Source organism: Variovorax sp. GW821-FHT09D07, from assembly GCF_059416345.1.
Genome location: NZ_JBWKOY010000002.1, coordinates 819,485 through 845,125, shown reverse-complemented (window position 1 = coordinate 845,125; position 25,641 = coordinate 819,485). Strand labels below are relative to the sequence as shown.

Below are 25,641 nucleotides of genomic sequence, written 5' to 3'. Positions count from 1 at the left end.
GTGTTCAGATCTCCAGGGCCATGCCGTCGAACGCGACCTCGATGCCGCGGCGCACGAGCTGCGCGCGCTCCGGGCCGTCTTCGTCCAGGATGGGGTTGCTGTTGTTGATGTGGATGAGCACCTTGCGCCGCGCCGCGCAGGCGTCGAGCGCCTGCAGCATGCCGGGGCCGTGCGGCCCGTCGCATTGCGGCAGGTGCCCCATGTCGGCTGCGTGCTTCTTGCCCAGGCCGGCCGCGACCATTTCGTCCTCGGTCCAGAAGGTGCCGTCGACGAGCACGCAGTCGCAGGCGTCGAGGCTGCGGCGCTCGGCCTCGCCGACCTGCGCCAGGCCCGGCGCGTAGAGCACGCGCTTGCCGGTGGTGGGGTCTTCGATGAGCACCGCGGCGTTCTCGCTGCGCGCCTCGGTCTGGCGGCGCGGCGAATACGGCGGCGCCTTGCCGGGCACCGGCACGGCCTGCAGCCGCAGCCCGGCGATGTCGTGCCAGGCACCGCCGCCGGGCTCGAGCGACAACGGGTGCCAGGTCACGCCGCAGTAGCTGTCGAGCGTGCGCAACAGCGGCAGGCTGCCGCTCAGGTCGTCATGGGCCTCGGGCGTGCAGTACAGCTGCAGCCGCTGCCCTTCGCGCAGGCTCAGCAGGCCTGCGACGTGGTCGATTTGAGAGTCCATCAGCACCACCGCCTCGATCGGCGAATGGCGCAGGCCGTGGCGCGGCCACAGGGCCGGCGAGGCGCGCAATTGCGCACCGAGGTCGGGGGAGGCATTCAGCAGAATCCAGCGTTCACCATCGGCCGACACGGCGATCGAACTCTGCGTGCGGGGCGTGGCCCGCACCTGCCCGCTTCGCTGGCCGGCGCACAGGCGGCAATTGCAATTCCATTGAGGGAAGCCACCGCCCGCTCCCGAACCCAGCACCAGAATCTTCATGGGGGCCCAACAAAAAACACGGCACCGGCGCAAGGCCGGTGCCGTGGGTCTGCGCGCTCAGCGAGCGGAGATGTACATCGTGATTTCGAAACCGAAACGCATTTCTTCAAACTCAGGCTTGCACCATTTCATCGCATTGCTCCTTCAGTGGTTGGGGTTGAGGACATATCAATAGACGACGATCTTTCCCGTCGGGCGCGGGCTATGGCAGTCGTTGTAAAAGTATTCGCCCGGCGTGTCAAAGGTGTGGGTCTGCGACTGGCCCGGGGTCAGCCTGAAATTGAACCGCCCTTCGAAGAACTGCGTGGCGCAGTGGGTGTTGGCGTTGGCTGCGGGGTTGGTGAAGGTCACGGCGGTGTTGACGGGCACGCGCATGAAGGTCGGCGTCATGGCATTGACGGCCGTCGATTCGGTCGCGCCCGGCTCGTTCGCCGCCGTCTGCACGCGCGCCAGGAACACGGTGTTCGGCGTCGGCAGTGCCGCGCCCTCCACCGCCGCGCCCGACACGGGCCGACGTACCACGGGCGGTGTCGGCGTGGCGGCCGCGGTCACCGCGCCGCCGACCTTGAAGGCCCACAGCCGGTCGCCGCGCGGGGCCGAGTCGCCGTACGGAATGCTGGTGCCGCCCGAGAACACCGCGATGTACTGCTCGCCGTCGATCTCGTAGGAGACCGGGCTCGCGCTGATCGCCGCGCCGGTCTGGAAGCGCCACAGCTCGGTGCCGTCCTGCGCGTCGAGCGCCAGCAGGTTGCCGTCGGGCTGCCCGATGAACAGCAGGTCGGAGGCCGTGCTCAGGATGCCGTTGCCGTGCGCCACCGAGTACGGCAGCGGCTTCTTCCACTTGACGAGGTTGGTGCTCGGGTCGACCGCCACGACCGCGCCGGTCATGTAGGTGCCCGGCGGGCGCAGGCCGTTGCTCGACTCGCTGAGCGAGTGCGCCGCCGACACGTAGCCCATGCCCGTGTAGACCAGGCCCGTGCGCTGGCTGAAGGACTGGTGGTTCCAGTTGGCACCGCCGCCATGACCCGGAATGGACAGGATCGGCACGTCCCAGTGCGCGTCGTACAGGCAGCCCTTCGTGTAGTTGGGCACCGCGCGGTTGGGGTCGCCTGGAATGGCCGTGCCCAGCGGCTGGTCGACGATGCAGGTCTCGGTCCAGGCGCCCTGGCGCGGCAGGGGCTGCGTGGGCCAACTGGCCTGGCGGGCGTCCTGCTTCACGGGCACTTCGTCGATGCCCAGCGGCGCGCTGCCGTCCTTGCGATCGAGGATGTAGTACATGCCCGTCTTGCTGCCGTAGATGACGACCTTGCGGTCCTTGCCGTCGATCTTCACATCGGCGAGCACGGGCGACATCACGTTGTCCATGTCCCAGATGTCGTGGTGCACCGACTGGAAGTGCCACTTGTATTCGCCGCTCTTCAGGTCGAGCGCGACGATGGAATTGGCGAACAGGTTCTGGCCCGGGCGCGAGGAGCCGTCTTGCGACGAGCCGCCGCGCACGTTGCCGAAGGTCCAGTACACCAGGCCCAGCTCGGGATCGACCGCGGGATGGATCCACGGCGTGGCGCCGGTGCGTGCCGTGTCGGGGGCGCCGCCCCAGGTGTCGTAGCCCAGCTCGCCCGCGCGGGGCACGCCCCAGAAGGTGGTCAGCACCTTGCCGGTGAGTGCGTCGGCCGAGAACGCGGCGCCGCGGTTGCCGTCGTTGGTGCCCAGGTACAGGCGCTTGTCGTGGTAGACCAGCGCGACCTTCTGCAGCGCGCCCTTGTAGTCGGGATCGGTGCTGCTGGTCGGGTACTGCTTGATCCACTCGACAGCGCCGGTGTCGGTACGCAGTGCCACGAGGCGGTTGCCGGTGGCCACGGTGAACACCAGGCCCAGGTCTTTGGCGACGGCCACGCCGCGGCGGGTGATGCTGCCGTAGGGCGTGGTCCACTTCCACTTCGTCACACCGGTCTTGCCGTCCACCGCGACCACGTTGCCCAGTGCGGACTCGATGTAGAGCACGCCGTCGACGACGACGGTGGTGCTCTGGTTGTTGCCGGTGGTCATGCCGCCTTCGATCTGGTTGACCCAGGCGCCGCCCAGTTGCGTGACCAGGCCCTTGTTGATCTTGCGCAGGCTCGAATAGTTCTGGTTGCCCAGATTGCCGCCAACCTTCGGAAAGTCCTTGTCGCCGGCGGTGCAGCAGTCCGACAGGTCGGCCGCGGGTGCGGCGGCGGCCGGTGGCGATGCGGGCGGCGGTGTGCCGGCAGACGGCGACGGCGCAGGGGCCGGCACGACGGGCAGCACGGGCGTGCCGCCACCGCCGCTGGAGCCGCCGCAGGCGGTGATCAGCAACGGCGATGCAAGCACGCCGCACGAGATCAGCAGCGTGACCAATGATTTTTTCTTCATGGATGTCTCTACTCGGTGAACGTTGGAACAGGGATGTTCGAAACGACCGGTGGCGCGCACGGCGCCGCACCGGCCCCGGGAGGTCGTGGTTATTCAGTGGTGCAGAAAGGTGTCAGCCCCATCGCCGACTTCACGCCTTGCACGACGAGCTTCTGGAACTCGATCGCGCCCACGCCCGACAGGTCGGCGGTGAACGAGTGCGCGTTGTGCCCGAGGGTCGTGAGCCATGCGCGACCGCCGTCGTAGTACTGGCACCAGGCGACCGGATGGAAGTCGGCGTGACCGGGATGCGGCGCGGAGGTGAGCGGCTTCAGCGTCGAGGTGTCGACCTTGGCCAGGAACTTCACCTTCGTCGGGAAGGGCATCAGGTTGTACCACTCGTCCTGGAAGGAGAAGCGCTTGGGCACGTCCTTCGTCGAAGGGTCGTCCGAGACGATCTCGACGTCGCCCGCGCGGTTCGGTCCGTGGTTGTAGAAGTTCGCGTTGCCCAGCAGGCCTTCGTAGTAGGGCCAGTTGTATTCCGCGCCGAAGGCGTTGTGCAGGCCGACGAAGCCGCCGCCGCGGCGCATGTAGTTGCGCAGTGCGGTGCGGGCGGCATCCTGGCTGGTGCTCACGGCGCCGTTCCACAAGGTGTCGCGGTTCGAGCTCGCGAAGATGATCGCCTTGTAGTTGTTGATGCGGCTGCCCAGCACGGCCACGTCCTCGGTCCAGTCGACCGTGATGCCCTCGGCGGACAGCATGCGCACGAGGCCTGCCTGCATCACGTTGTCGGTGTTCATCGTCGGGTTCAGGCCGGCCGCCATCGGCGTGCCGAGCACGGCATGGCGCGGGCCGGCGGTGCGCGAGTAGATCAGCACGCGGTCGGGCGTGCTGGCGAAGGCGCCCCAGTCGTTGTAGCACTTGGGGTTGGTGCCGCGGCAGACGTTGTAGTACTCGTCGAAGCTGTCGTCGACCTCGGCCACCGGTTCGGTGGGCGTGGCCGGCACCTCGTCGGTCGGTGCGGGCGGCGGCGCCGATGCAGCAGGCGCAGGCGCCACGGGCAGGAACGGCAAGGCCGCGCCGCCGCCGCCGTCGCCTCCACCGCAGGCAGTCAATGCCAGCGCGAGCGCGGCGGCCGATGCAAGTCCGAAGGGAATGGATCTGGGATGTGTCAACGGAGTCTCCTCTTGGTGGTCAATGGCGGAATCGGACGGGCGCACGCGCCCAGCACGTGTCGCTGCGCCGCGGGTGGCGGCAGGCGCAGACGTGGGAGTGACGGAAATTGCCGGCGGGAACGAAGAAAGAACTCGTCGTCCGCCGTGGGGGCGCGCTACTTGCGGATGCGTGCGAGCTCGTCGTTGTAGAGCTTGACGATGGCGGGGTCGTACTGTGCGGCGAACTTGTCGACGACGGGCTTGGCGATGTCGCGCATGCGCTTCTGTTCGGCGGCGCCGAGTTCGTTGAACTGCGCGCCCTTGGCCTGCAGGTCGCCCACGGCCTTCTGCGCGGCGGCGCGACTCACTTGCCGCTGATAGCCGCGCGCCTCGTTGGCCGCGTCGTTCATCATCTTCTGCTCGGCCGGCGTGAGCGAGTCCCAGAACTTCTTGCTCACCAGCACGATGTTGGCGGCGTACACATGGTTGGTGGCGCTGACGAACTTCTGCACTTCGTAGAACTTGTTCGACAGGATCACCGCATACGGGTTCTCCTGCCCATCGACCGCCTTGGCTTCGAGCGCACCGTACAGCTCGGCGAAAGGCATCGGCACGGGGTTGGCCTTGAAGGCCTTGAAGGTTTCGAGAAACACAGGGTTGGGGATCACGCGGATCTTCAGACCTTCGAGGTCTTCAGGCTTGGCGATGGGGCGCTTGCTGTTCGTCACGTTGCGAAAGCCCAGGTCCCAGTAGCCCAGGGCGACAAGGCCCTTCTCGGGGAGCTTGGCGATGAGCGCCTGGCCCAACGGGCCGTCGAGCAGTGCATCGGCCTGCGCGAAGTTGTTCACCGAGAAGGGAAAGTCGACGAGGCCGAACTCCTTCACGATGCCTGCAAGAGACGTGGTGGCCGGTGCCGACATCTGCTGCACGCCGCCCTGTAGCGCCGACTGCTGCTGCATCTCGTTGCCCAGCTGCGAGGCGGGGAACTCCTGCACCTTCATCTTGCCGCCGCTCTTGGCCGAGAGAAGCTCGGCAAAGCGCTTGACGCCGAAGCTCACGGGATGGTCGGCGTTGTTCAGGTGGCCGAAGCGGATCACGCGCTCCTGCTGCGCTTGCGCAACAGCAGGAACGACCAGGGCGAGGGCGAGGCCGGCGGTGGCCAGCGAGCGGTAAAGCGTTCTCAAAGTTGTTCTCCAGCTTGCGATGTGAGCGATCCATGCCGGGGCGCCAAGAAGCGCCTCCGACCCCAGACGGCGCGATCTTATCGATTTAGTGGAAAATCTTTCTACTAGTGAAAACACTTGGCAAAATGCTAGAGTCGTCTCATGACAGCCATACTCGAACGCAGCTTCAAGGTGCTCGAACACCTCTCCGGCCACCCCGAGGGCCGCGCGCTTTCCGCGTTGTCTGCCGAGCTGGAAATGCCCTTGAGCGCCACCCATCGCCTGCTGAGTGAACTGGTGCGCTGCGGCTATGTGCGGCAAGACCAGAGCCATGGCGACTACATGCTGACCATCAAGCTGGTGTCGCTGGGCCTGAGCTTTTTGAGCAACAGCGGCATCGTCGACGTGGCACAGCCGCTGCTCGACCGGCTCGCGGTCGCGTCGGGCGAGCTGGTGCGGCTGGCGGTGGTCGACGGCGACGAGCTCACCTTCGTCGCGAAGGCGCAAGGCGCCACGCGCGGGCTGCGTTACGACCCGGACATGGGCCTGTCGGTGAACCTCTCGTGCAGCTCCGCAGGCCACGCGTGGCTCTCGACCATGACGGACGAACAGGCGCTGCAGCTCGTCGCGAAGCAGGGCTTCGGCCAGCCGGAAGACTTCGGCCCGAAAGCACCGACCACCGTGAAGGCGCTGCTGGTGTTCCTGCGCGCCACGCGCAAGCGCGGTTTCTCGATGATCAACGAGGTGTTCGCCCCCGCGATGACCGCCATGGCCGCGCCGGTGCGCGGTGCGCACGGCGGCGTGATCGGCGTCATCACCATCGCGGGGCCGCTGGTGCGGCTCACGGAAGAACGCATGCTCGCGCTGGGCCCGCAGCTGCTGGCCGCGGCGGACGACGTGGCGCGGGCCAGCGGCGCGTCCGCGCTGTTCAAGCGCCGGGCCTGAAGGCCCTGCAGGTCTTCAGTCCACCTTCACCTGGAACAGCACGAAGCCCGTGCCGCCCGGCTCGACCGTGCCCGTGAAGCGCCAGTCGATCGCGCCCGTGCCCCCGGCGGGCTGAGCCGTGGTGCAGGCCACGGCACCCGCAGGCGGCGCGTTCGCCGGCGTGGTCTTGACGCAGCCCGTGAGCGATGCCGGCGTGGTGCCCGTGGTCGCGCTCACGAAGGTGGTGTAGCCCGGCGTCATGTCGTTCACGACCATGCTGCGGATCGGCGCGTCGCCGTTGTTCGTGTAGGTGATGCGGTACTCGAGCGTCTCGCCCGACTTGGCCTGGTTGTTGACGCCGAAGGTGCCGCTTTGCGTGATGTTGCGCACTTCCTTCTTCAGCTCCAGCGCCACGCCCGACACCGTCGTGAGGTCGTCCAGCGTGAAGCTGCCGCTGAGCGACGGGCTCGCGTTGGTGTAGGTGAAGTCGGCGCGGATCGTCGCCTTGTTGTTCGAGCCCAGCGGGGCCGTGGCGGGAATGAACTCCTGCACGATCACGCAGACCTTGCCCGCGAAAGCCACGGGCGTGGCCGCCGCGCTCGGCGGGTACAGCTGCGCCGCGCCGGGCTGCAGGCTGCCGGTGCAACCCACATCCGCGAAGACCTTCGTCGTCCAGCCGGTGATGGCCGGCGTGGCCGTCTCGCTCGCCACGCTGAAGCGCACCTGCCCTGCCGTGCCGGCCGTGAAGGTGTGGGCGTAGGTTACGGTGCTGCCCGGCAGGCCTGTCTTGGCGCCGTCGGTCGCGAAGGCGCTGTTGTCGACGTCGCCGAAGTTCAGGTTGGCATGGCCCGTGCCGTTCCAGCTGAAGGCGATGCGGTCGGGCGTGCCGGTGCGCGTGTAGGTGTAGGTGCCACCGGCCGCGGCCACCGCCGAGCCCGAGGGCAGCGCGACGTTGCCCACCGAGGCGCCGGTCGACACGCGCGTGCCGGGGTTGGTTTCTTCCACGCACATCGCCGAGCCCGTGGCCGTGCCGGCCGGCACGCTCAGGCTGTAGGCACCCGATGCGTCCGTGAGCGCGCTCGCGTACACGGCGGCGCCGCAGTTGGTCAGCCGCACGCTCACGCCCGACAACGGGCCCTCGCCGCCGTTGACGAGGCCGTCGTTGGCCGTGCCGCCACCCACGCCGTTGTCCAGGAACACGCGGCCGCTCACGATGGCTGCGAGCGTGTTGGTGAAGGTACAGACCACGGCCGTGCCGTTCGTCAGCCCGGCCGCCGGCAGCGTGACGGTGCCCGCCACCACGTCGACCGCCGCCGTCGCCCCGCCCGCCAGGCCCGTGCAGGTCGCGCCCGAGAACGCGAAGCCGCCGGGCATCGAGGCCGCGACTTCGGTCAGCACCGTCTGGGTATTGGCCGTGGTCAGCGTCTTGATGGTGCCGACCACCGTCGAGCCCGACACCGAGACGTTGATGCTGTCCGAGCCGAAGCCGTTGGTGCCGCTGAACGCGAAGGTGCCCGTGCCGCCCAGCGCCTGCTTGCGGATCTGCACCGTCGGCAGGCGGTTGTTGCTGTAGGTGCAGACGATGGCCTTGCCGGCGTCGCCCGCGCCGATCACCAGCGTGTTGCTGGCCTGGCCGTTGGTGCCGCTCAGGGCGTTGGCCGTGGCGCCGCCGTCGGCGGTACACGACAGCACGGTCGTGTAGTTGGCCAGCGTGCCGGTGGGCATCGTTTCCGCCGGGAGGGTGATCGTGTTGCCCACGGCCGCCACGACCGCCGCACCGCTGTTGCCGGCCGTGGGTGCGGTCGCGGTGAACGCGGCCGTGTTGTTGGTCGCGCCCGTGGTCGCGCCGATGCTGGCGACGTTGCCCGTTTCGCTGTTCGCGCCCCAGGCCTTGCGCACCTGCAGGGTGACCGTCTTCTTCGCGTTGGTGTAGGTACAGACGATGGCCTTGCCGGCGTCGGCCGCGGCAATCGCCAGCGTGTTGCTCGCCTGGCCGTTGGTGCCGCTCAGCGGGTTGGTCGTCGCACCGCCGTCGGCGGTACACGCGAGCACGGTGCTGTAGTTCGCGAGCGAGCCGGTGGTCATCGTCTCGGCCGGCAGCGTGAGCGTGCCGCCGACGACCATCGACACCGCCGCGCCGCTGTTGCCGGCGGTGGGCGCGGTCGCGGTGAACGCCGCCGTGTTGCTGCTGCCGCCCGAGGTCGCGCCGATGCTGGCCACGTCGCCGTTCGTGCTGTCCGCGCTCCAGGCCTTGCGCAGCTGCACGGTGACGGTCTTGGGCGTGTTGGTGTAGGTACAGACGATGGCCTTGCCGGAGTCGCCCGCGCCGACCAGCAGCGTGTTGCTGTTCTGCCCGTTGGTGCCGCTGAGCGCGTTGGCCGTGGCACCGCCGCCGGCCGTACAGGCCAGCACCGTGGTGTAGTTGGCGAGCGTGCCCGGCGCCATCGTCTCGGCCGGCAGCGTGATCGTGTTGCCGGCCTGCACGGTCACGGCCGTGCCGCTGTTGGCGCCCGTGGGCGCCGTCGCCGTGAAGGCCGTGGTGTTGCTCGATCCGCCCGCGCTCGCGCCGATGCTCGCCACGTTGCCGGCGATGCTGTTCGCACCCCAGGCCTTGGCGATCTGCAGCGTGGCCGTCTTCGGCGTGTTGGTATAGGTACAGACGATGGCCTTGCCCGCGTCGCCCGCGCCGACCACCAGCGTGTTGCTGGCCTGGCCGTTGGTGCCGCTCAGCGTGTTGGCCGTGGCGCCGGCGTCGGCGGTACACGACAGCACGGTGGTGTAGTTCGCCAGCGTGCCCGTGGTCATCGTCTCGGCCGGGAAGGTGAGCGTGTCGCCCGCGGCCACCGACACCGCGGTGCCGCTGGTGCCCGCCGTCGGCGCCGTCGCCGTGAACGCGGCGGTGTTGTTCGCGCCGCCGGTGGTCGCGCCGATGCTCGCCACGTTGCCCGTGGTGCTGCCGGCGCTCCAGGCCTTGGACAGTTGCAGCGTCGCGGTCCTGCGCGTGTTGGTGTAGGCGCAGTTCACCGCGCTGTCCGACGGCATGGTGAAGGTGCGGCTCAGGCCGCTGCCGCTCACCGTCACCGCGCTGCCGTCCGACACCTTGGTACAGGCCAGCGTGGTGGTGTAGTTGGCGGCGTTGCCGGTGGTGAAGGCCTCGGCCAGCGTCACGGTGGCGCCGCTGGCCGCGGTGGCCGTGGCGTTGGTGGTGGTGGCCGGCGCGGTGGACGTGCCGGCGGTCGCGCCCGTCACCTCGGCGGCGCTGCCGCTGACCGTCAGGTTGACCTTGTCGCCGGCGATGGCGCCGCTCCAGCTCTTGGACAGCGTCACCGCCGCCGTCTTGCGCGTGTTGGCGTAGGTACAGACGATGGCCGTGTCGGCCGCGCCCACCGTCAGCGTGTTGCCCGACAGCCCGCTGGTGCCGGTGCAGCTCAGCGCGCTGGTGTAGTTGGCGGCGCTGCCGGTGGTGAAGCTCTCGGCCAGCGTGATGACGCTGCCCACGGGCACGGCCTGCGCAGCGCCGGTGTCGGTCTCGGCCGCCGTGTTGGCCACCGAGGCCAGCGTGGTCAGGCCCGTGCCGGTGACGCTCACCGCATCGTTGACGATCGCGCCCGACCAGGTCTTGGCCAGCGTGACGGTCGCCGTCTTGGCGGTGTTGGTGATCTCGCAAATGATCGGCAGGCCCGCATCGGCGTTGCCCAGGGTCAGCAGGTTGCCGCTGAGCGAGCCGCCGCCGGTGCAGCTCCAGGCACTGGCGGTGTACGAGCCGGCGTTGGTGCCGAACGGCGTCTCCGACAGGGTCACGGTGTCGCCCACCGCCACGCGCTGCGCGCCGCCGGTGTCGGTCTCGTTGGGCGTGTTGGCCGTGGCCTGCAGGTTGAAGGCGTAGCCGATGTTGTGGTTCGGGTGCACCGTGCCCGAGGCGGTCAGCGTGAAGGCGTCGTTGACGAGCGCGTTGACCCACTTCTTGCGCAGCTGCACCGTCGGCGCCTTGGCGTTGGTGACGGTACAGACGATGTTCGAGCCCGCCACCGTCGCAGCTGCGTTCAGCGTGAACTGGTTCGTGTTCTGCGCAGTGCCGCGCGTCACCGTGCCGCCGCTGCCCATGCCGGTGCAGCTGACGTCGGTGATCACGTAGTCGGGCACGCCCGCGGCCGGCGTGTAGGTTTCGGTGAAGGTGGTCGCCGTGCCCGTCGCGGTCAGCGTCTGCAGCGGCCCGTTGACGGCCGTGCCGGCCACGGTGGTGGTGATGGTGTGCGCGGCCACGCCGTTGGTGCCCGTGAAGTCGAAGCCGGCCACGCCGCCGAGCGAACGCTTGGCGAGGGTCAGGGTCGCGGGCTTGCCGGTGTTGGTGTAGGTACAGACGATGGCCTTGCCCGCGTCGGTCGCACCGATCAGCAGCGTGTTGCTGTTCTGCCCGTTGGTGCCACTCAGCGCGTTGGCCGTGGCGCCGCCCCCTGCCGTACACGACAGCACCGTGTTGTAGCTCGCGAGCGAGCCCGTGGGCATCGTCTCGGCCGGCAGCGTGATGGTGTTGCCCGCCACCACGTTCACCGTGCTGCTGTTGCCCACCGTGGGCGCGGTCGCCGTGAACGCCGTGGTGTTGCTCGCGCCGCCCGTGCTCGCGCCGATGCTCGCCACGTTGCCGCTGATGGCGCCGGTGCCCCAGGACTTGGCGATCTGCAGCGTGGCCGTCTTCGGCGTGTTGGTGTAGGTACACAGGATCGCCTTGCCCGCATCGGCCGGGCCGATCAGCAAGGTGTTGGTGACCTGCCCGTTGGTGCCGCTCAGCGTGTTGGCCGTGGCGCCGCCGCCGGCCGTACAGGCCAGCACCGTGTTGTAGTTCGCCAGCGTCCCCGTCGGCATCGTTTCCGCGGGGAAGGTGATGGTGTTGCCGGCGACCACGGTCACGGCCGCGCCGCTGTTGGCACCCGTCGGCGCCGTCGCCGTGAAGGCGGCGGTGTTGTTCGCGCCGCCCGTGCTCGCGCCCAGGCTCGCCACGTTGCCGCTGATGCTGTTCGCGCCCCATGCCTTGGCGATCTGCAGCGTGGCCGTCTTCGGCGTGTTGGTGTAGGTACAGACGATGGCCTTGCCCGCGTCGCCCGCGCCGACCACCAGCGTGTTGCTGTTCTGTCCGTTGGTGCCACTGAGCGCATTGGCCGTGGCACCGCCGCCGGCCGTACACGCCAGCACCGTGTTGTAGTTCGCCAGCGTGCCCGGCGACATCGTCTCGGCCGGCAGCGTGATCGTGTTGCCCGTGGCGACGGTCACGGCGGCGCCGCTGTTCGCGCCCGCGGGGGCCGTGGCCGTGAAGGCCGTGGTGTTGTTGGTGCCGCCCGTGGAGGCGGGAATGCTCGCCACGTTGCCCGTGAGGCTGTTGGCGCCCCACGACTTGACCAGCTGCAGCGTGGAAGTCTTCGGCGTGTTGGTGTAGGTACAGACGATGGCCTTGCCCGCGTCGCCCGCGCCGATCGTCAGCGTGTTGGTCGCCTGGCCGTTGGTGCCGCTCAGGCTGTTGGCCGTCGCGCCGCCACCGGCGGTACACGACAGCACGGTCGTGTAGTTCGGCAGCACGCCGCCGTTCATGGTTTCCGCGGGGAAGGTGATCGTGTTGCCGGCCGCGACGGTCACGGTCGCGCTGGTGTTGGCCGTCGGTGCCGTCGACGAGAACGCCGCGGTGTTCGCCGCGCCGCCCGTGGTGGCGCCGATGTTCGCCACGTTGCCCGTCACGCTGATGGGGTTCCACGACTTGGCCAGCTGCAGGGTCGCGGTCTTGCGCGTGTTGGTGTAGGTACAGACGATGGCCTTGCCGATGTCGCCGAGAGCGATGGTCAGCGTGTTCGGCACCTGTCCGTTGGTACCGCTGAGCGTGCTGGCCATGGCGCCGCCATTCGCGGTACACGACAGCACGGTGTTGTAGTTCGCCAGCGTGCCGGTGGTCAGCGTTTCGGCGGGCAGCGTGATGACGTTGCCAATGCCCACACCCACGGGCGTGCCGCTGTCGCCGGCCGTCGGTGCCGTCGCGTTGAAGGTCGCGGTGTTGCTGGCGGCGCCGAAGATGCCGGTGCCACCCGTGGTGGCCACGATGAGGGCCACGTCGCCAGTGTTGCTGCCGGCCGACCAGGCCTTGGCAAGCTGGAGCGTGACCACGTTGAACTGGATGACAACGAAGCCGTTGCCGCCGGTCGTGCCGGCAACCCCCGTGGAGACGGTAACGGCGTTCGCCCCGCCCCTGCCGATGCTGCTCTGGTAGTGAGGGCTGCCGCCTGGGTTGGGCGCCGCAACGCTCCCTGAGAAGTTTCCGTTGGGCCCCGCAGCGAGCACGCCACCGGTGACTGCCCCCGAAGCGAAGTAGCCCGAACCACCACCGCCTGGTCCGTTGTAGGAACAGGTGGACGTGATCGGATTCGGCGTGCTGCTGCACTGCGCCATCCCGCCACCGCCGCCGTACCAGCCACCGCCACCGCCGCCACCACCTTCGTACTGAACGGAAATGCCGCCAACGGCCGAGCAACCGTTGCCTCCTTGCAAGGCACTGCCAGCCGAGCCGCCAACGCAGGTGCTCGCGACGCTGCCGGAGGTCGGTGTGCCGATCGCTCCGCCAGCGGACTGCGTACCGCCCTGCCCGCCAGTGCCGCTGGAAGACCCACCATTCGTGCCGCCACCACCGCCGGGAACAGGCGTGCCGTTGTCGGTCCAGTAGGCGCTGCCGCCACCGCCGCCTGCGATGAGCCTTGCGTCCGATGTAGAAAACTGGCCGTCGTTGACCCACAGCGCGCTCATGCCCCCGCCCGAGGAGCCGCCAGCGCCCACGCCGACATTGGACCCCTTCCCACCACCCACACCACCTCTGCCATAGGGTCCGACCGTATCCTCACTCCGCCCCCCTTGCCCCACAGTCACCGCCAAGAGGTTGCCGGGCGTGACCGTCACGGTCCCGTCGGCATAGCCGCCAGCGCCACCGCCGCTTGAAAAGCCACCTGCCGCTATGGAGCCACCGCCACCGGCGCCCCACATCGTGGCACGCACCGAGGTCACACCGGCAGGCACCGTGAAGTTTTGCTTCCCCCCCGAATAGGTGAAGGTCACGCAGCTGTTGTAGCCCGACTGCGGCGTGCACGTGCCGACTGCCGCCTGCGCACCCGGCATGGCAATGAGCCACAAGGCCGTCGCGGCAAGCACGCCCTTCAACACCCCGCCGAGCCGCGCCATCCCGCCCGCTTCGTTTCTCGTTCTGCTTTGCATCATGGTCTCGTTCAGCGGGTTTCTTGCGCGGCCGCGGCGATCACGACCCAGCGGCTCTTGGCGCTGCTGTCATCGCCCGCGACAGGCTGCGTGTCTTCTTTGGTGTCGGTGCGCAGGCGCAGCACGTCCACGCCGCGCCCGATCAGGTAGCTGCGCACCGCGTTGGTCCGCTGCGCGACCAGCTGCATGCGGTCGTCGGCGCTGCCTTGCTGCGCGTCCGTGTGGCTGATGTGGATCACCACCTGCGCCTCGGTCGCCTTGATCTGCGCGGCCAGCGTGTTCAGCGTGTCGTGCGCCTGCGGCTTGATGAAGGACTTGGCGGGCTCGAACAGCGCCTCGGCCTGCAGCACCGTGCGCATCGGCAGCGGCGCCACGTCCGGCGCATCCGCAGCCACCTTCTCTGCCTTGGCAGCCTTGGCCACGTTCGTCTCCCCGGTCGAAGCAAACCCCAGATGCGTCTCGTCGAACTTGAAGCGCAACCGCACGTACGCGCCCTTGCTCGTGTACTCGTTGGCCGTCAGGTCGCGGTCGCTCAGGCCCACGAAGTTGTAGCCCGCCGACACCCACATGTTCTTCTGCACCTGGTAGCCCACCTCGACGCCGAAGGTCTTCTGCAGCGCGCCGCCCTTGCCGTACAGCAGGCCGGCCTGCACGCCGAAGTCCCAGTCCTGGTTGATGTCCTGCGTGTAGCGCGCCTGCACCAGGTGCGCCCAGTACTTGCTGGCCAGCGTGCCGTCGTCGGCGCGGCTGAGCTTGAAGGCGTAGCGCGCCATCACCGCCTTGCCCGGCTCGGGGTTGTAGTTGACGTGCGCCGAGACAATGTCTGCGCTGGTCTTGCCCGGCAGGCTGGCGCCGTTGTCGGCGCCGAAGACGCTGCTGCCCTGCAGCGCGCCGGCCGCATTGCCCGCGCCCACCACGCGCTCCGAACGGCGCTCGTAGCGCGCCAGCGCGTTCCAGGTGTCGTCGTCCACCGGCCGGTAGGCAATGCCGATCTGGTGGCGCTGCAGGTGGCGCTCGTTGCCCGCGTTGGCGCCCTGGCCTTCGCTGTCGCTCACGATGCTGCGCGCCAGCAGGCTCCAGGACGGATCGAGCTTGAAGCCGAAGCCGGCGCTGAACAGGCGCGTATTGGCGTCGTCGCCGCGGCGCGCTTCGTACACGCCGCTGGCCTTGATCCGGTCGGTGATGTATTCGATGCCGCTGGTGATCGCGGTCGATTCGCCCAGCCCACCGGCATAACCCGTGCCGGTGTTCTTGCTGTTGCTGTAGCCGCTCATGTCGCGCGTGTGCTCGATGCCCCCGGTCACGCGGATCTGCTCGTTGACCTTGAAGGTGTTGCGCACCCCGATGGCCGCCTGCACGCCGCGCCCTTCGGCGCCGTCGGCGATGCGGTACTCGTTGTACACGCGACCGCCTTCCATGTAGTTGCTCTCGATGCCGACGATGCCGGTGTTGTTGCGCTGCGTGCTGTCCAGCTCGTAGGGGCCGTTGAGCGTGGAGATCAGCTCGTAGCGGCCGTACACGCGCGTCTTGTCGGTGATGGCGTAGTTGCCGCCCACGGCCAGCACGTGGCGCTTGCCGTCCTTCAGGTCCTGCTCGCCTTCCACGAACACCTGCGCGCCGGCCACGCCGGGCACCTCGGTCGACAGGCGCCCGCGCACGGTCGTCTGGCTTTGCGTGTCCACGCCGGCTGCAGCGGCGGCCGCGCCCAGCGTGGTCACGCTGTTGGCGCCGATGCTGCTGCCCATCTGGCCGTTGTAGGTGGAGATCTGGCCGTAGTCGAAGCCCGAGCTGGAGCCCAGCGCGTTGTTGCTCTGGCCGTGGCGCAGGCCCACCTCGGCGACGGTCTTGTCGCTGAGCTTCTTCTGCACGCTCACCGTGGCGCCCTTGCGCTCGTCGACCTGGGTTGCGTCCTTGCTGTAGAGCACCTCGCCGCGCACGGCCAGGGTCGGGTCGACGCGGTACTCGGCGCGCGCCGAGGCTTCGGTGTGGCCGGCCGAGAAGCTCGCGCCGGGGTTGTCGAAGCCCTTGCTGGTCTTGGCCGCCAGTGCCACCACGGCCAGCTTCTCGTCCTGGTAGCGCGCTTCCACGCGCGCGCCGTGGCCGTTGCCCTTGTCGTCGGAGTCGGTCTTGACCAGCTCGGCCGCCACGCTGGTGTTCTGGCCGATGCGCGCCACGCCCGTGAGCGCCTGCAGGTTGCGCTTGTTCTGCGGGTTCTGGTCGGTGGAAGCCACCACGCCCAGCTGCAGGTTCTCGCTGACCTTGACCTGCACGTCGGTGCCGGCCACGGTGAACTTGGGGCCGCCGCTGTCCACTTCGTAGGTGACGCGGATCGACTGCGGGTTCAGGTTCGCGTCGATGGAAGCGATGGCATGCGTGAACAGGATGCGGCGCGTGAGCGGCTCCACCGTGTAGTCCACGAAGCGCGCCACGGCCGTGCGCTGCAGCACGATGTTGGGCTGGTTGCGGTCGCGCACCACGATCTCGATCTGTTCGCTGTTGTCCACGAACTCGCCGTTGCTGGCGCTCAGGTAGTACGGGCCCGAGGTGCCCAGCGCGCGGAACTCCTCCACCTGCTGGGTCTGGGCGGTGCGCGAGACATAGCTGGTGGCGCGCACGTTCTCGTCCTCGTACACGTGCTTCAGGCCCGTGAGCGAACGGTTGCTCTGGCTGAGGTTGCGCACCTCGGTGCTGCTGGCGGTGGTGAAGTCGCCGTACAGCAGGTAGGAGCGGTTCTTGTCGATGCGCACGTAGAGCTTCTGCGTGCTCTGGGCGTCGAAGCCCTTGACCGCGGAGTCGCCGTAGATCGGATAGAACTCGTCGGGACGGATGTCGCGGAACAGGCGGTCCTTGCGCGTCTTGTCGGAGTCGTAGGCGGCCGTGAGCAGGTACTCGCCCTTGACGGTGCCCTTGAAGAAGAAGGCGGCGCGCCCGCTGGCGCGGCTGTTGGTGCCCTCGTCCTTCAGGCCCGAGAGTTCCGCCTCGAAGGCGGCGCCGGCGGGCATCGCGCCGATGGGCAGCTTGCCGCGCTTGGTGAAGTCGAGCACGCCTTCGACGATGCCCACGCCGATCATGGGGCGCATCTCGGGCAGCAGCGCCAGGCGCACTTCCTTGACGAAGGTGCCGGCGCTCACGCGCAGGCGCGCATCGCCCGGCTCGCCCGGGGGCATCAGCTGGAACTCTGCAGCGCCGCCGTCCATGAAGACCTGCGTGCCGGGTTCGGTCGGGTTCAGGTCTTCGGCCAGCCAGCGGCCACGGTCGGTCTCCAGCGTGAGCTGCGTGCGGGCGGTGACGGGCACGCCGGCCGCGTCGATCAGGCGCACCTTGACGACCACGGGCGTGCGCAGGTCGGCGCGCGCCACCTCGGGCAGGTCGACCTCGATGGCGCCGAGCTTGTCGGGGGCGACGACGGTGATCTCGTCGGCGCTGCCGCGCACGTTGCCGAAGCCGTCCACGGCTTCGAGCTTGAGGGTGTTGGTGCCGGGGCGCAGGGCCACGCCGATGTATTCCCAGGCGGCGATGTTCTTCGATGCCAGCTGGGTCTTCTTGCCGACGCGGCGTTCCTCCAGCGCGGCGCCGTTCACGCTCAGGCGCAACGAGGCGCCGGCCGTGCCCTTGACGCGCACGTTGATCGACTGGCCGGCGACGGTGTCGCGGTCCTTCAGGCCGATGAAGGCCAGGGTGTTGTTCTCGAGTTGGGGCAGCAGGGTCTCGAGTTCGATGGGACTCGGAACGGCCTGGGGCAGCAGCGGGTTGGCGCGCGGCTCGAGCATCGCGCCGCCGGTGCCGATGGGGCGCATGGCCTGCGCGCCGACGCCGGTGGCCGAACCGCTGGTGGTCGAGGACGGCAGGCCCGAGGTGGGCACGCCGTTCAGCGGCGAGAACAGGCTACCGGTCGGGATCGCGGGCTGCACGCCCAGCGTGCCGCCCATGCTGCCGCCACCGCCGCCGACGAAGCTGCTGGCGTTGGCCGGTGCCACGGGCAGCGCGATCAGCGGCGCCGAGGTGGGCTGCACGGCGCCGGTGCTGCCGCTGGCCAGTGCCTGGCCGGTGGCCGGCAGGCCGCGCACGTCGCCCACGGGCACGACCTTGCCTTCGGGGTCCAGGCGCAGACGCACCTGCGCTTCGGCCTCGGTGTCGGGGCGCGCGGCGATGGCGGCGCGGCGTGCGGCCACGTCGGCAATGACGCTCTTCTCGTCGCAGTTCGTGATGATGAAGTTGGCCTTGTGGAACTCGCCCTTCTTCAGGTCGACGAAGCGGCTCTCGGGGGTGCCCGAGTTGCGGTTGTCGAGCACTTCGAGCTTGGCGCCCAGCGGCAGCGTGGTCTGGTCCAGGCGCAGCACGTGCGTGACGGGCTTGAGGCCGTACAGGCTCCACTTGCCTTCGATGTCGGTGACGACGTGAGTGCCGTCTTCCATGTACAGGCGCACGCCGGGCACGCCGATCTCGTCGGCGCCCTCTTGCCTGCCGTCGCGTTGACCGTCTCGCTTGCAATCGAGGTACACCTTGCCGAAGGCGAAGGCGTCGTCGGAGAACACGCCGCCCGTCACGCGCACGGTCCAGTTCGCCAGGTTCGACTGGATGGGGCCCGAGGTGGCGCGCGCGCGGTTGATGGCGTCGCCGTTGGTGGGCGCGCCCACGCCGATGCGCACGCGGTAGCGCACCATGGCCGACTGGTCGGGGGCCACCACTAGCGTGGGGTAGTGGAAGATCAGGCCCGGGCCGGCGCCGCCGGCCGGGTTGGGCACGACCTGGCCGTTCAGGCGCACGCTGTTGGCCACGTACGCGAAGCCCGGGGGCAGCGTGTCGTTGAAGGTGACGCCGGTGACGGGGAAGCCGGTCTTGTTGGTGACGGTGAGCGCGTAGTCGATGAAGTCGCCGAACTCGACCTGGCGCTTGCTGCCGTCCTTGCGCAGCACCAGGCCCAGGATGTTGCCCGGATCGAGCGGGATGTGGTTGTGCACGGCGTCGCACGGCGTGCCGTCGGGCTTGGCGCCGGCCTGCACCTGGAAGTAGTAGCTGGTCGGGTCCGCATCCTTCGGGGGCACGGCGCTGGGCACGACGGCGCCGCAACTCGTGAACGAGCCACCGGTCACGGGGATGAGCTGCGAGGGGTACACGTAGCCGCTGCCTGCCGGCGGCGTGACCGAGAGTGCGTACGTGCACAGGCCCGTCACGGGCGGCGTCTGCAGGTAGAACTGGTAGGCGCCATCGGCGCCGGTGGTCATGGAGACGCTGCCGTTGGGGTTGAGCGTGTAGGTGCCTGAGTCGGCGCCGTAGATCTCGGCCGCGGTGATGGGGCCGGCCGTGCCGCTGCTGCACGACTGGCGCGTGTAGGTGACCAGCGCGCCGGCCACAGGTTGACGGGTCAATGCGTTGTAGACCGTGCCCTGCGGATCGACCAGCAGCGCCTGCACCGAGGTGGCGGTGGCCGCCAGCAGCATGGTGGGCGTGACGTTGACGGTGTTCTGCTCGAAGGCAGCGGCCCAGGCCTTGTTGGTGAGCGACACGCGCCCGCCGATGGCCGATGCCTTCTCGGTGATGCGCACGCTCAGGCGGATCTGCTCGCTCTGGCCCGGGGCCAATGCACGGCTTCCATCCGTCAGGCTCAGCGCCACTTCGGTGGGCAGCTGGAACGGGTCGGCGCTGTCCTGCGTGGTGCGGTTGCAGGTGGCGCGGCCGGTGAAGCCGGTGGCGGCGTTGAGGTTGCCGTTGGCGGCCTTGGGCGGGCCCAGCAGTTCCCACGAGGCGACCTGACCGCTCGACTTGTCCATGTCGAAGGTGCAGTTCAGGTTGTCGATCACGCGCACGTTGGGCGCGGCGACGGCGCCGGTGTTGGTGACCTTGAAGGTGTAGTCCAGCTCGTAGACGCCGGGCGACACGCGCCGCGCCATGGAGGCCTGCTTGGTCAGCGTGAGCGTGGGCAGCTGGGTCGACACCGGCGTGGGCGAGGTGTCGTTGTTGGGGTTGCCGTCGCCGTCGGCGTCGGGGTTGTCGCCGTTGACCGAATCGTCCAGGGCCACCGCCGGGCCGCCGGCATTGAGGGCGCCCGAGGCCTTGACGGTGTTCAGCAAGGTGCCGGTGCGGCCGGTGAAGTTGATGCGCGCATCGAACTGCACGGTGAACTGCCCGCCCACGGGCAGCACGGCGCCGTCGGCCAGCAGGTTCGAGGCGGCGGCGGTGCCCTTGAAGGCGGGGTTGGGCGCGGCAACGGTGCCGCCGCTGGGTGCGGGCGCGATCACGATCGAGCCGGGCACGATGGTGTACTGGTTCGCGCCGGGCACGGCGGCTGCCGCGTAGCTGCCGAACTGCGTGGCGCCTGCGCCTTCCATCACGTCGGCGGCCTGCACGCCGTACAGCCATGACGTGCCGTAGTTGCGCACGTTGACGCTGAAGCGCACGGTGGCGGTGCCGTCGGTCTTGCCGTCGGCGTTGCGGTTCACACGCGGGGTGGACGCGGCCTTGGCCACGCCGATGCGCGCCTGGGTGGAGCTGATGACGATGGTGTTCGAGGGCACGGTGGCCGGACCCGTGCCGTCGTTGTACTGGCTGTGCGCGGTGTTGCGGATCTCGCCCATCTGTTCGGCGTTGACCTTGACGGCGAACTGCATCGCGATGGACACGTTGCGCGCCACGGGCGTGGAGATGCCGATGGCCACTTCGACGGCCGAGGCGTCTTCGGCGGTGCGGTAGCTGAACGCCGGATCGTTGGCCAGGCGGTACAGCTTGACGGCGTTGGCGGCGGTGGTGCGCAAGGTGCCGGGCACGTACTGGGTGCCGGCGGGCACGGGGTCGCGCACGAGGACCAAGGCAGAAGGCGCGCCGTTCACGAGCAGCGGCGTGTTGGTGGGCGCGATGACGTTGGCCGGCTGCGCGTCCTGCGCGCCGATGTTGGTGCCCGAGACCGAGAAGTCGATGCGCGTCTGACCGGGGATGACGTTGCCGGGGTAGCTGGCCGACTTGACCAGCTGCAGCGCGGCGGCGTTGCCGACGGTGACGGTGTCGCGGTTGATCGCGGTGAGGCCCTGCAGCGCGGTGGTGGCGGTGAGGCCGACGCAGGCCACGCCGGTCGCAGCGGTGGGGATGGTGCCCTGCACCAGCAGTGCGGCGGTCTCGCCGGGCTTGAGCGCGAGGGCGCCCGCGGCGTTGAGTTGCACCACCGGATCGGCCGGATCGACCACGCCGTTGTTGTTGCTGTCGCGCACGACGCGCAAGGCGGACAGATCGAGCGTGTCGGCCGCGCAGCCGCCGGCGTTGTTGGCCAGCGCCAGCGTGTAGGTGGAGGCGACGTTGCCGGTGTTGGTGAGCAAGTGGCTCAGCGTGACGATGCTCGCCGGCGGGCGCGACAGCGACTGGTCCTGCGTGAGCACCAAGGCCTCAACAGGCAGCACCGTGGCGATCACTTCGTTGGACGAGATGGTCTCGGTCTGCGCCAGGCCGTTGGGCACGTAGGTGCCCGTGGCGATGCTGCGGATCACGATGCCGGCGGGGGCCGGCGCGGCGTTCGCTTCCTGCACGGCACCACCCAGCAGCAGCAGCGCCGCGCCCGCCACGAATGCACCCATCCAGCCGCGCCATGAGCGCGGGCGTGTGCCTCCGGGATTGAAAGTGAACTGCATGCCGCGAAACCCTTGATCGATCACCGCTTGGGGATCAGAAGAAACGAAAGAACTTTTTCGTTTGCGCCCTCGCCTCGGAAACGAGAGAAGGCGCAAAGGAAAACGCACGGGCGCTAGCGCCCTGTGCGAGGGGCCGACAGGCTGTCGCCCATCGGTCCCTCTTCACTCAGATGAACCTCAGTTGTTGACCTTCACGGAGAACATCAGCGTGGCGGTGCCGCCAGGCGCAACGGTGTTGCTCGTGCTGCCGCAGGCCATCGTGGTCGCGCTCGGCGTCGTGTAGTTCGCGTTGGTGAGAAGAGGGTCCACACCGCTCGAAGACGTGCACCGAATCGTGGGCTGAGTCGCCCCGGTCAGGCTGGTGTAGGCCGGCACGGCATCCCGGATCGACATGTTGGTGACCGGCGCCACACCTTCGTTGGTTGCAACGACGCGGTACACGATGCACTCACCAGGCTTGGCGACGAGCAGGTCCGACGCGCTCGGCACCACCGTGCCTGCGCAGGTCGGGTCGAGCGCTTGCGTCTTCACGAGGCGCATCTGACCCGTGATGACCGTGGTCACGTCGTTGGCCGAAGGCGTGCCGCAAGCAGGGACGTCAGGGAAGGTCACCGTCACCGTGGCGGTGTCGGTGGCACCTGCCGCTGCGCCGCCCGGTGCGAACACCTTGATGAGCAGCTTGTGCGTCGTGCCACTGTCCAGAGCCTTGGCCGGTGCGGTCGGTGCGGTCGGCGTAACCGTGCCGTTCGTCACCAACGGGTCGGTGTCGTCGATCTGGCCATTGCCGTTCGCGTCGATGTACACGGCGGTGGTCCAGCCTGCTGCTGCACCCGTTGCCGTGGCCGTCACGTTGTACTTCGTGCCGCAGCTTTGCGCGCCGGTGATGGTCACCGTGTGGGCATACACCACAGAACCGCCGGGAGCGACCTGGCCGTTGTTGTTCGGCGTGAGCGTCGCGCCGAAGGTGTTGGCCTTGCTCACAGTCACAGCGTCCAGCTTCGTATCGATGGCCACGGCCTTGGTCGAGGTCGTGGTGATCGAGCGCACCTGGAAGTAGATTGCTTGACCGGGAGCAACGATCACCGCTTGCGAAGCAGGCGGCGTCACGCAGGCACTGACTGGCGCCTGAGCGCCGGCATTCACGTCCACCTGAGTGATCCCAGTCGCAGCAGCGCAACCGGTGGGGGCGACAATTCCAAGCACGAACTTCACGGTCCAGCCTGCGGGCAGGCTGCCCGGGAAGCTGTTGGCCTGACTCGCGGCAAGGCTGTAGGTGGTGGCCACCGAGTCGTTGTTCTTGACGTACAGGGGGAAGACTGCCGCAGTTCCAGCCGGGGTGTCCGTCGTCGTCGTCGGCTTCGAGCTGGGACCGGTGCCCAAGTCTTCAGTCCCCGGGGTCGCGTTGGAGTTGCCGTTCACGCTGTTGGTCAGGTCAACGAGTACGGTCACGATCTTGGCCAACGTATCGCGCGTGGTGTCGGTCTTCGTGCTGTCGCCGGTCGAGGTACCGATCACGACAACAGAATAGGGCGAACCCGGAGGAACGGTCGCCAGTGCTGGCAACGTCGCCACCGTGACGAACTTGAAGGTGCCACCGCTGCCGATAGGCCCCGTGTCCGGAATGCCGTCGCTGTTGCTGTCAATCAGTGGCGTCAAACCGTCCTCAGCGAAGAACTTGAAAGTCGTCCCGCTCGGGAAGTTGTCCGTGCCCTTCACGAGGTTCACCGTATCGGTCGCATTGCCCGTGTTGAAGACCGTCTGGGCGAACTTCACCATGGCGCCGCCGACCGCAGTGGGCTGCACCGAGTGGTCTACACCCGCGGCATCGGTCGCTACGGCGTTCGGCTGGCCCGCCGTCGTATCGCGCGAGCCTGGAACGGCAACGGTACCCGTCGCGGAACCGAGCACGATGTCGAAGGTGCCGATGACGTTGTAGCTGGCCGGGTTGGTCGGCGAGTTCGTCGCGCCAGGCGAATTGGAATCGTCAGCCAGAGCCGCCGAGATCGGGTTGTACCTGGCCGTGTTGGTCGTGGTCGACGTGCCGATGGCCGCCGTGTCATTGACCATCACGACGAAGCTCACCGTCTGCGTGACGTTTGGCTGCAGGTCGCTCACGACGAACGTCAGCGTATTGCCTGCCGCCTTGAAGTCGATGCCCGTGGTGTCGCCGCCCGCCGGATCCGTCAGCGCGGTGCCCGACGGCGAGTTGCTCCAGACGGCCGAACCCGGCACGTAGGTGAAACCGCTAGGCAAGGTGTCCGTCAACGCGAACCGGCCTGTCGCACCACCCGTGTTGTTGAACTTCAACGTGTAGGTGGTGTAGACGCAGCCTGTCGCCGGAGCGCCCGCACCCGCGAGGGTGGCAGCGCAACCTGCGACCGAGCGCGGACCCGCCACCGAAGCAGCGGGCCAGGCGGCACCGCTCACCCAGCTGACAGCCGGAACGCTCAGGCTCTTGGTGGCATTGAAGGCCGCTTTGTCCGTGAGGTTCACGTGGTCGACGTCGGCCGCGGACTGGTTGGAAGCCGCGTAAAGCGCCGGCGTGCCTGCGGTGGCCGTGATGGTCGCGGCTACCGGCGAAGTGAAGGTACCCCCTGTTCCACCGGTGGCTGTGCTCGGGATCGAGTACGCCACGACGAACGGGAACGTACCGTTGCCGCCCGCCACGGTCTGGGCCGGAACATTACAAACAGTCCCCGGGGTCACCGTGCACAGCGCGGTCGTGCTGTCGGGCACGCCGTCGGCATTCGCGTCGGCGAACACTTCGACCTTGGTGAAGCCGTTCGGGCTGGCCGGTGCGGCCACGCTCAGCGTGAACGTGTCGGTGCCGTTGCCGGTGTTGGTCAGCACGTGCGGTGCGTACACGGTCGTGCCTGCAGCGCCGGTCTTCGTGTTGACCACGTTGGTCGTCACGGTGGTGTAGGTGTCCAGGTTGAACGAGCCGACCTGCTGCACCGTCGTCTGCACGAGGTTGGAGGTGGCCAGTTGGCTGGCGCCGTTCGGGTCCAGGTAGGTGGCCGAAGCCTGGTTACCGATGATGGTGTTGGCGGGTGGAGCCGCAGCGAGTGCGCCGGAACTTCCAAAAAGGAAGCTCAGCGTCAGGGCTGCTGCGCCCGCCCAGAGCGCGCGCGGCGCGGGGCCGGTGCGACGGGCAGACAAGGTAGGGATCACTTGGGTTTCTCCTCGGGGGTTGGGGTCAAAAAAGGTCAAAAAAAGGACGAACTCACCCCGGCCGGGGATTTCCGCGAACGGAAACCGGCAATGGAAAAACCAGCGGGGTTTTGAAGAAAAGAGAGAACCGGCCGTCAGCGCGGCTCAGTGCCGCCGGCGGTCGTCGTCAGCGCGGGAAGCTCAGGGCGTGCTGCGCGCAACCTTCTGCGCGTCGGCGGCAGCGGCCACCGGCGCGGGCGGCACCACCACTTCAACCTTGGCGCGCGCGGTCACCGCGGCCGAGCCGTTGGCGGGCAGCTGGCCCAGCGTCCAACGCAGCGAGCGGTACTCGTTGTAGGGAACCGGCTCCGACTTGCCGTTGACGACGCGCGCCAGCGGCTCGGCGGCAAAGGCGCCGTCCTTGGTCGCGGCCTTGACCAGCGTCGCGCCGGGCTTGGCGGTCTTGGGCAGGTATTCCAGGCCTTCGGGGATCGGCAGGTTGGCCACCAGGCCGGTGACGGCCTTGCCCGTGTGGTTGGTGTAGGTGGCCGTGTACTCGAGCACGTCGCCCGGCTTGACCGAATCGGCCGCCAGCAGCTGCTCCTTGCCTTGCGCGTCCTTGACCACCTTGGCCTGCGTCAGCACGACCGCGACGGTCTTCTTCTGCGCGGCCTCGGTGGGCGCGGGCGCGGCCTTCGTGCCCTGCGCGGCGGCCAGGCCGCCCAGCCCCAGGGTCATGGCCACGCCGAGCCCCAGGCCGAGGCGAACGGTCAGCCGGACCACCGGCGACATGAATGAATTCACTTGAGACGAACTTCCGATAGACATAGACAACTCCTAAAAAACAACTTCAAAGCCAGACCGAGGCAACACGAAGATCAAACCGACTTGACCTGTGGCCTCGCGAATTGGCGTCGAAGCCATTTCCCAGCCACTTGCAGCACACCACTGACACACCGGCATCGGCGGCGACCGCCTCCGATACCCACTCTCGGCCTCACGCAAGCACGCCCTTTTCGAGCCGCTTCCATGAGCCATTTACCACGTTCATATTATTTTCTGAATGTTTACAAAAACAATCGAACGTCCGCGAT

At 68.5% G+C, this 25,641-nt stretch carries 10 protein-coding genes; 1 reads left to right on the top strand and 9 read right to left on the bottom strand.

Features of this window, described 5'->3' with window-relative positions:
* Positions 1 to 4: 4 nt before the first annotated feature.
* The 5 genes from pqqB to AC07OX_RS10115 all read right to left on the bottom strand — a co-directional run bounded on the left by pqqB (position 5) and on the right by AC07OX_RS10115 (position 5,636).
* Positions 5 to 925: a pyrroloquinoline quinone biosynthesis protein PqqB gene (gene pqqB, locus AC07OX_RS10135; RefSeq protein ID WP_495260454.1), complete on the bottom strand. Its 921-nt coding sequence runs from the start codon at positions 923 to 925 to the stop codon at positions 5 to 7.
* A gap of 57 nt (positions 926 to 982) precedes the next feature.
* A complete protein-coding gene (gene pqqA / locus AC07OX_RS10130) occupies positions 983 to 1,057 on the bottom strand; it encodes a pyrroloquinoline quinone precursor peptide PqqA (RefSeq protein WP_013539171.1) in 75 nt (24 codons plus the stop codon).
* A gap of 36 nt (positions 1,058 to 1,093) precedes the next feature.
* Positions 1,094 to 3,319: an outer membrane protein assembly factor BamB family protein gene (locus AC07OX_RS10125; protein ID WP_159277666.1), complete on the bottom strand. Its 2,226-nt coding sequence runs from the start codon at positions 3,317 to 3,319 to the stop codon at positions 1,094 to 1,096.
* An 89-nt stretch (positions 3,320 to 3,408) separates the two neighbouring features.
* On the bottom strand, positions 3,409 to 4,473 hold the full coding sequence (locus AC07OX_RS10120) for a ThuA domain-containing protein (RefSeq protein WP_495260455.1): 1,065 nt from the start codon (positions 4,471 to 4,473) through the stop codon (positions 3,409 to 3,411).
* A gap of 155 nt (positions 4,474 to 4,628) precedes the next feature.
* Positions 4,629 to 5,636, bottom strand: a complete 1,008-nt coding sequence (locus AC07OX_RS10115) for a TRAP transporter substrate-binding protein (RefSeq protein ID WP_495260456.1) — start codon at positions 5,634 to 5,636, stop codon at positions 4,629 to 4,631.
* A 141-nt stretch (positions 5,637 to 5,777) separates the two neighbouring features.
* Here AC07OX_RS10115 and AC07OX_RS10110 point away from each other — a divergent pair, with 141 nt between their 5' ends.
* A complete protein-coding gene (locus AC07OX_RS10110) occupies positions 5,778 to 6,560 on the top strand; it encodes an IclR family transcriptional regulator (RefSeq protein ID WP_495260457.1) in 783 nt (260 codons plus the stop codon).
* Positions 6,561 to 6,575: 15 nt separating this feature from the next.
* On the opposite strand, the gene AC07OX_RS10105 is transcribed toward AC07OX_RS10110, so the two are convergent.
* The 4 genes from AC07OX_RS10105 to AC07OX_RS10090 all read right to left on the bottom strand — a co-directional run bounded on the left by AC07OX_RS10105 (position 6,576) and on the right by AC07OX_RS10090 (position 25,339).
* Positions 6,576 to 13,319 carry a prealbumin-like fold domain-containing protein gene (locus AC07OX_RS10105; protein WP_495260458.1) on the bottom strand — a complete coding sequence of 2,248 codons (6,744 nt, stop codon included), beginning with the start codon at positions 13,317 to 13,319 and terminating at the stop codon, positions 6,576 to 6,578.
* A 473-nt stretch (positions 13,320 to 13,792) separates the two neighbouring features.
* Positions 13,793 to 21,343 (bottom strand): OmpA family protein, encoded by a 7,551-nt coding sequence (locus AC07OX_RS10100; protein ID WP_495260459.1) that lies wholly within the window; start codon positions 21,341 to 21,343, stop codon positions 13,793 to 13,795.
* A gap of 231 nt (positions 21,344 to 21,574) precedes the next feature.
* On the bottom strand, positions 21,575 to 24,568 hold the full coding sequence (locus AC07OX_RS10095) for a hypothetical protein (RefSeq protein ID WP_495260460.1): 2,994 nt from the start codon (positions 24,566 to 24,568) through the stop codon (positions 21,575 to 21,577).
* 180 nt (positions 24,569 to 24,748) lie between these two features.
* Entirely contained in the window at positions 24,749 to 25,339 is a 591-nt protein-coding gene (locus tag AC07OX_RS10090; protein WP_159275150.1) for a DUF11 domain-containing protein, read from the bottom strand.
* Positions 25,340 to 25,641: the final 302 nt, after the last annotated feature.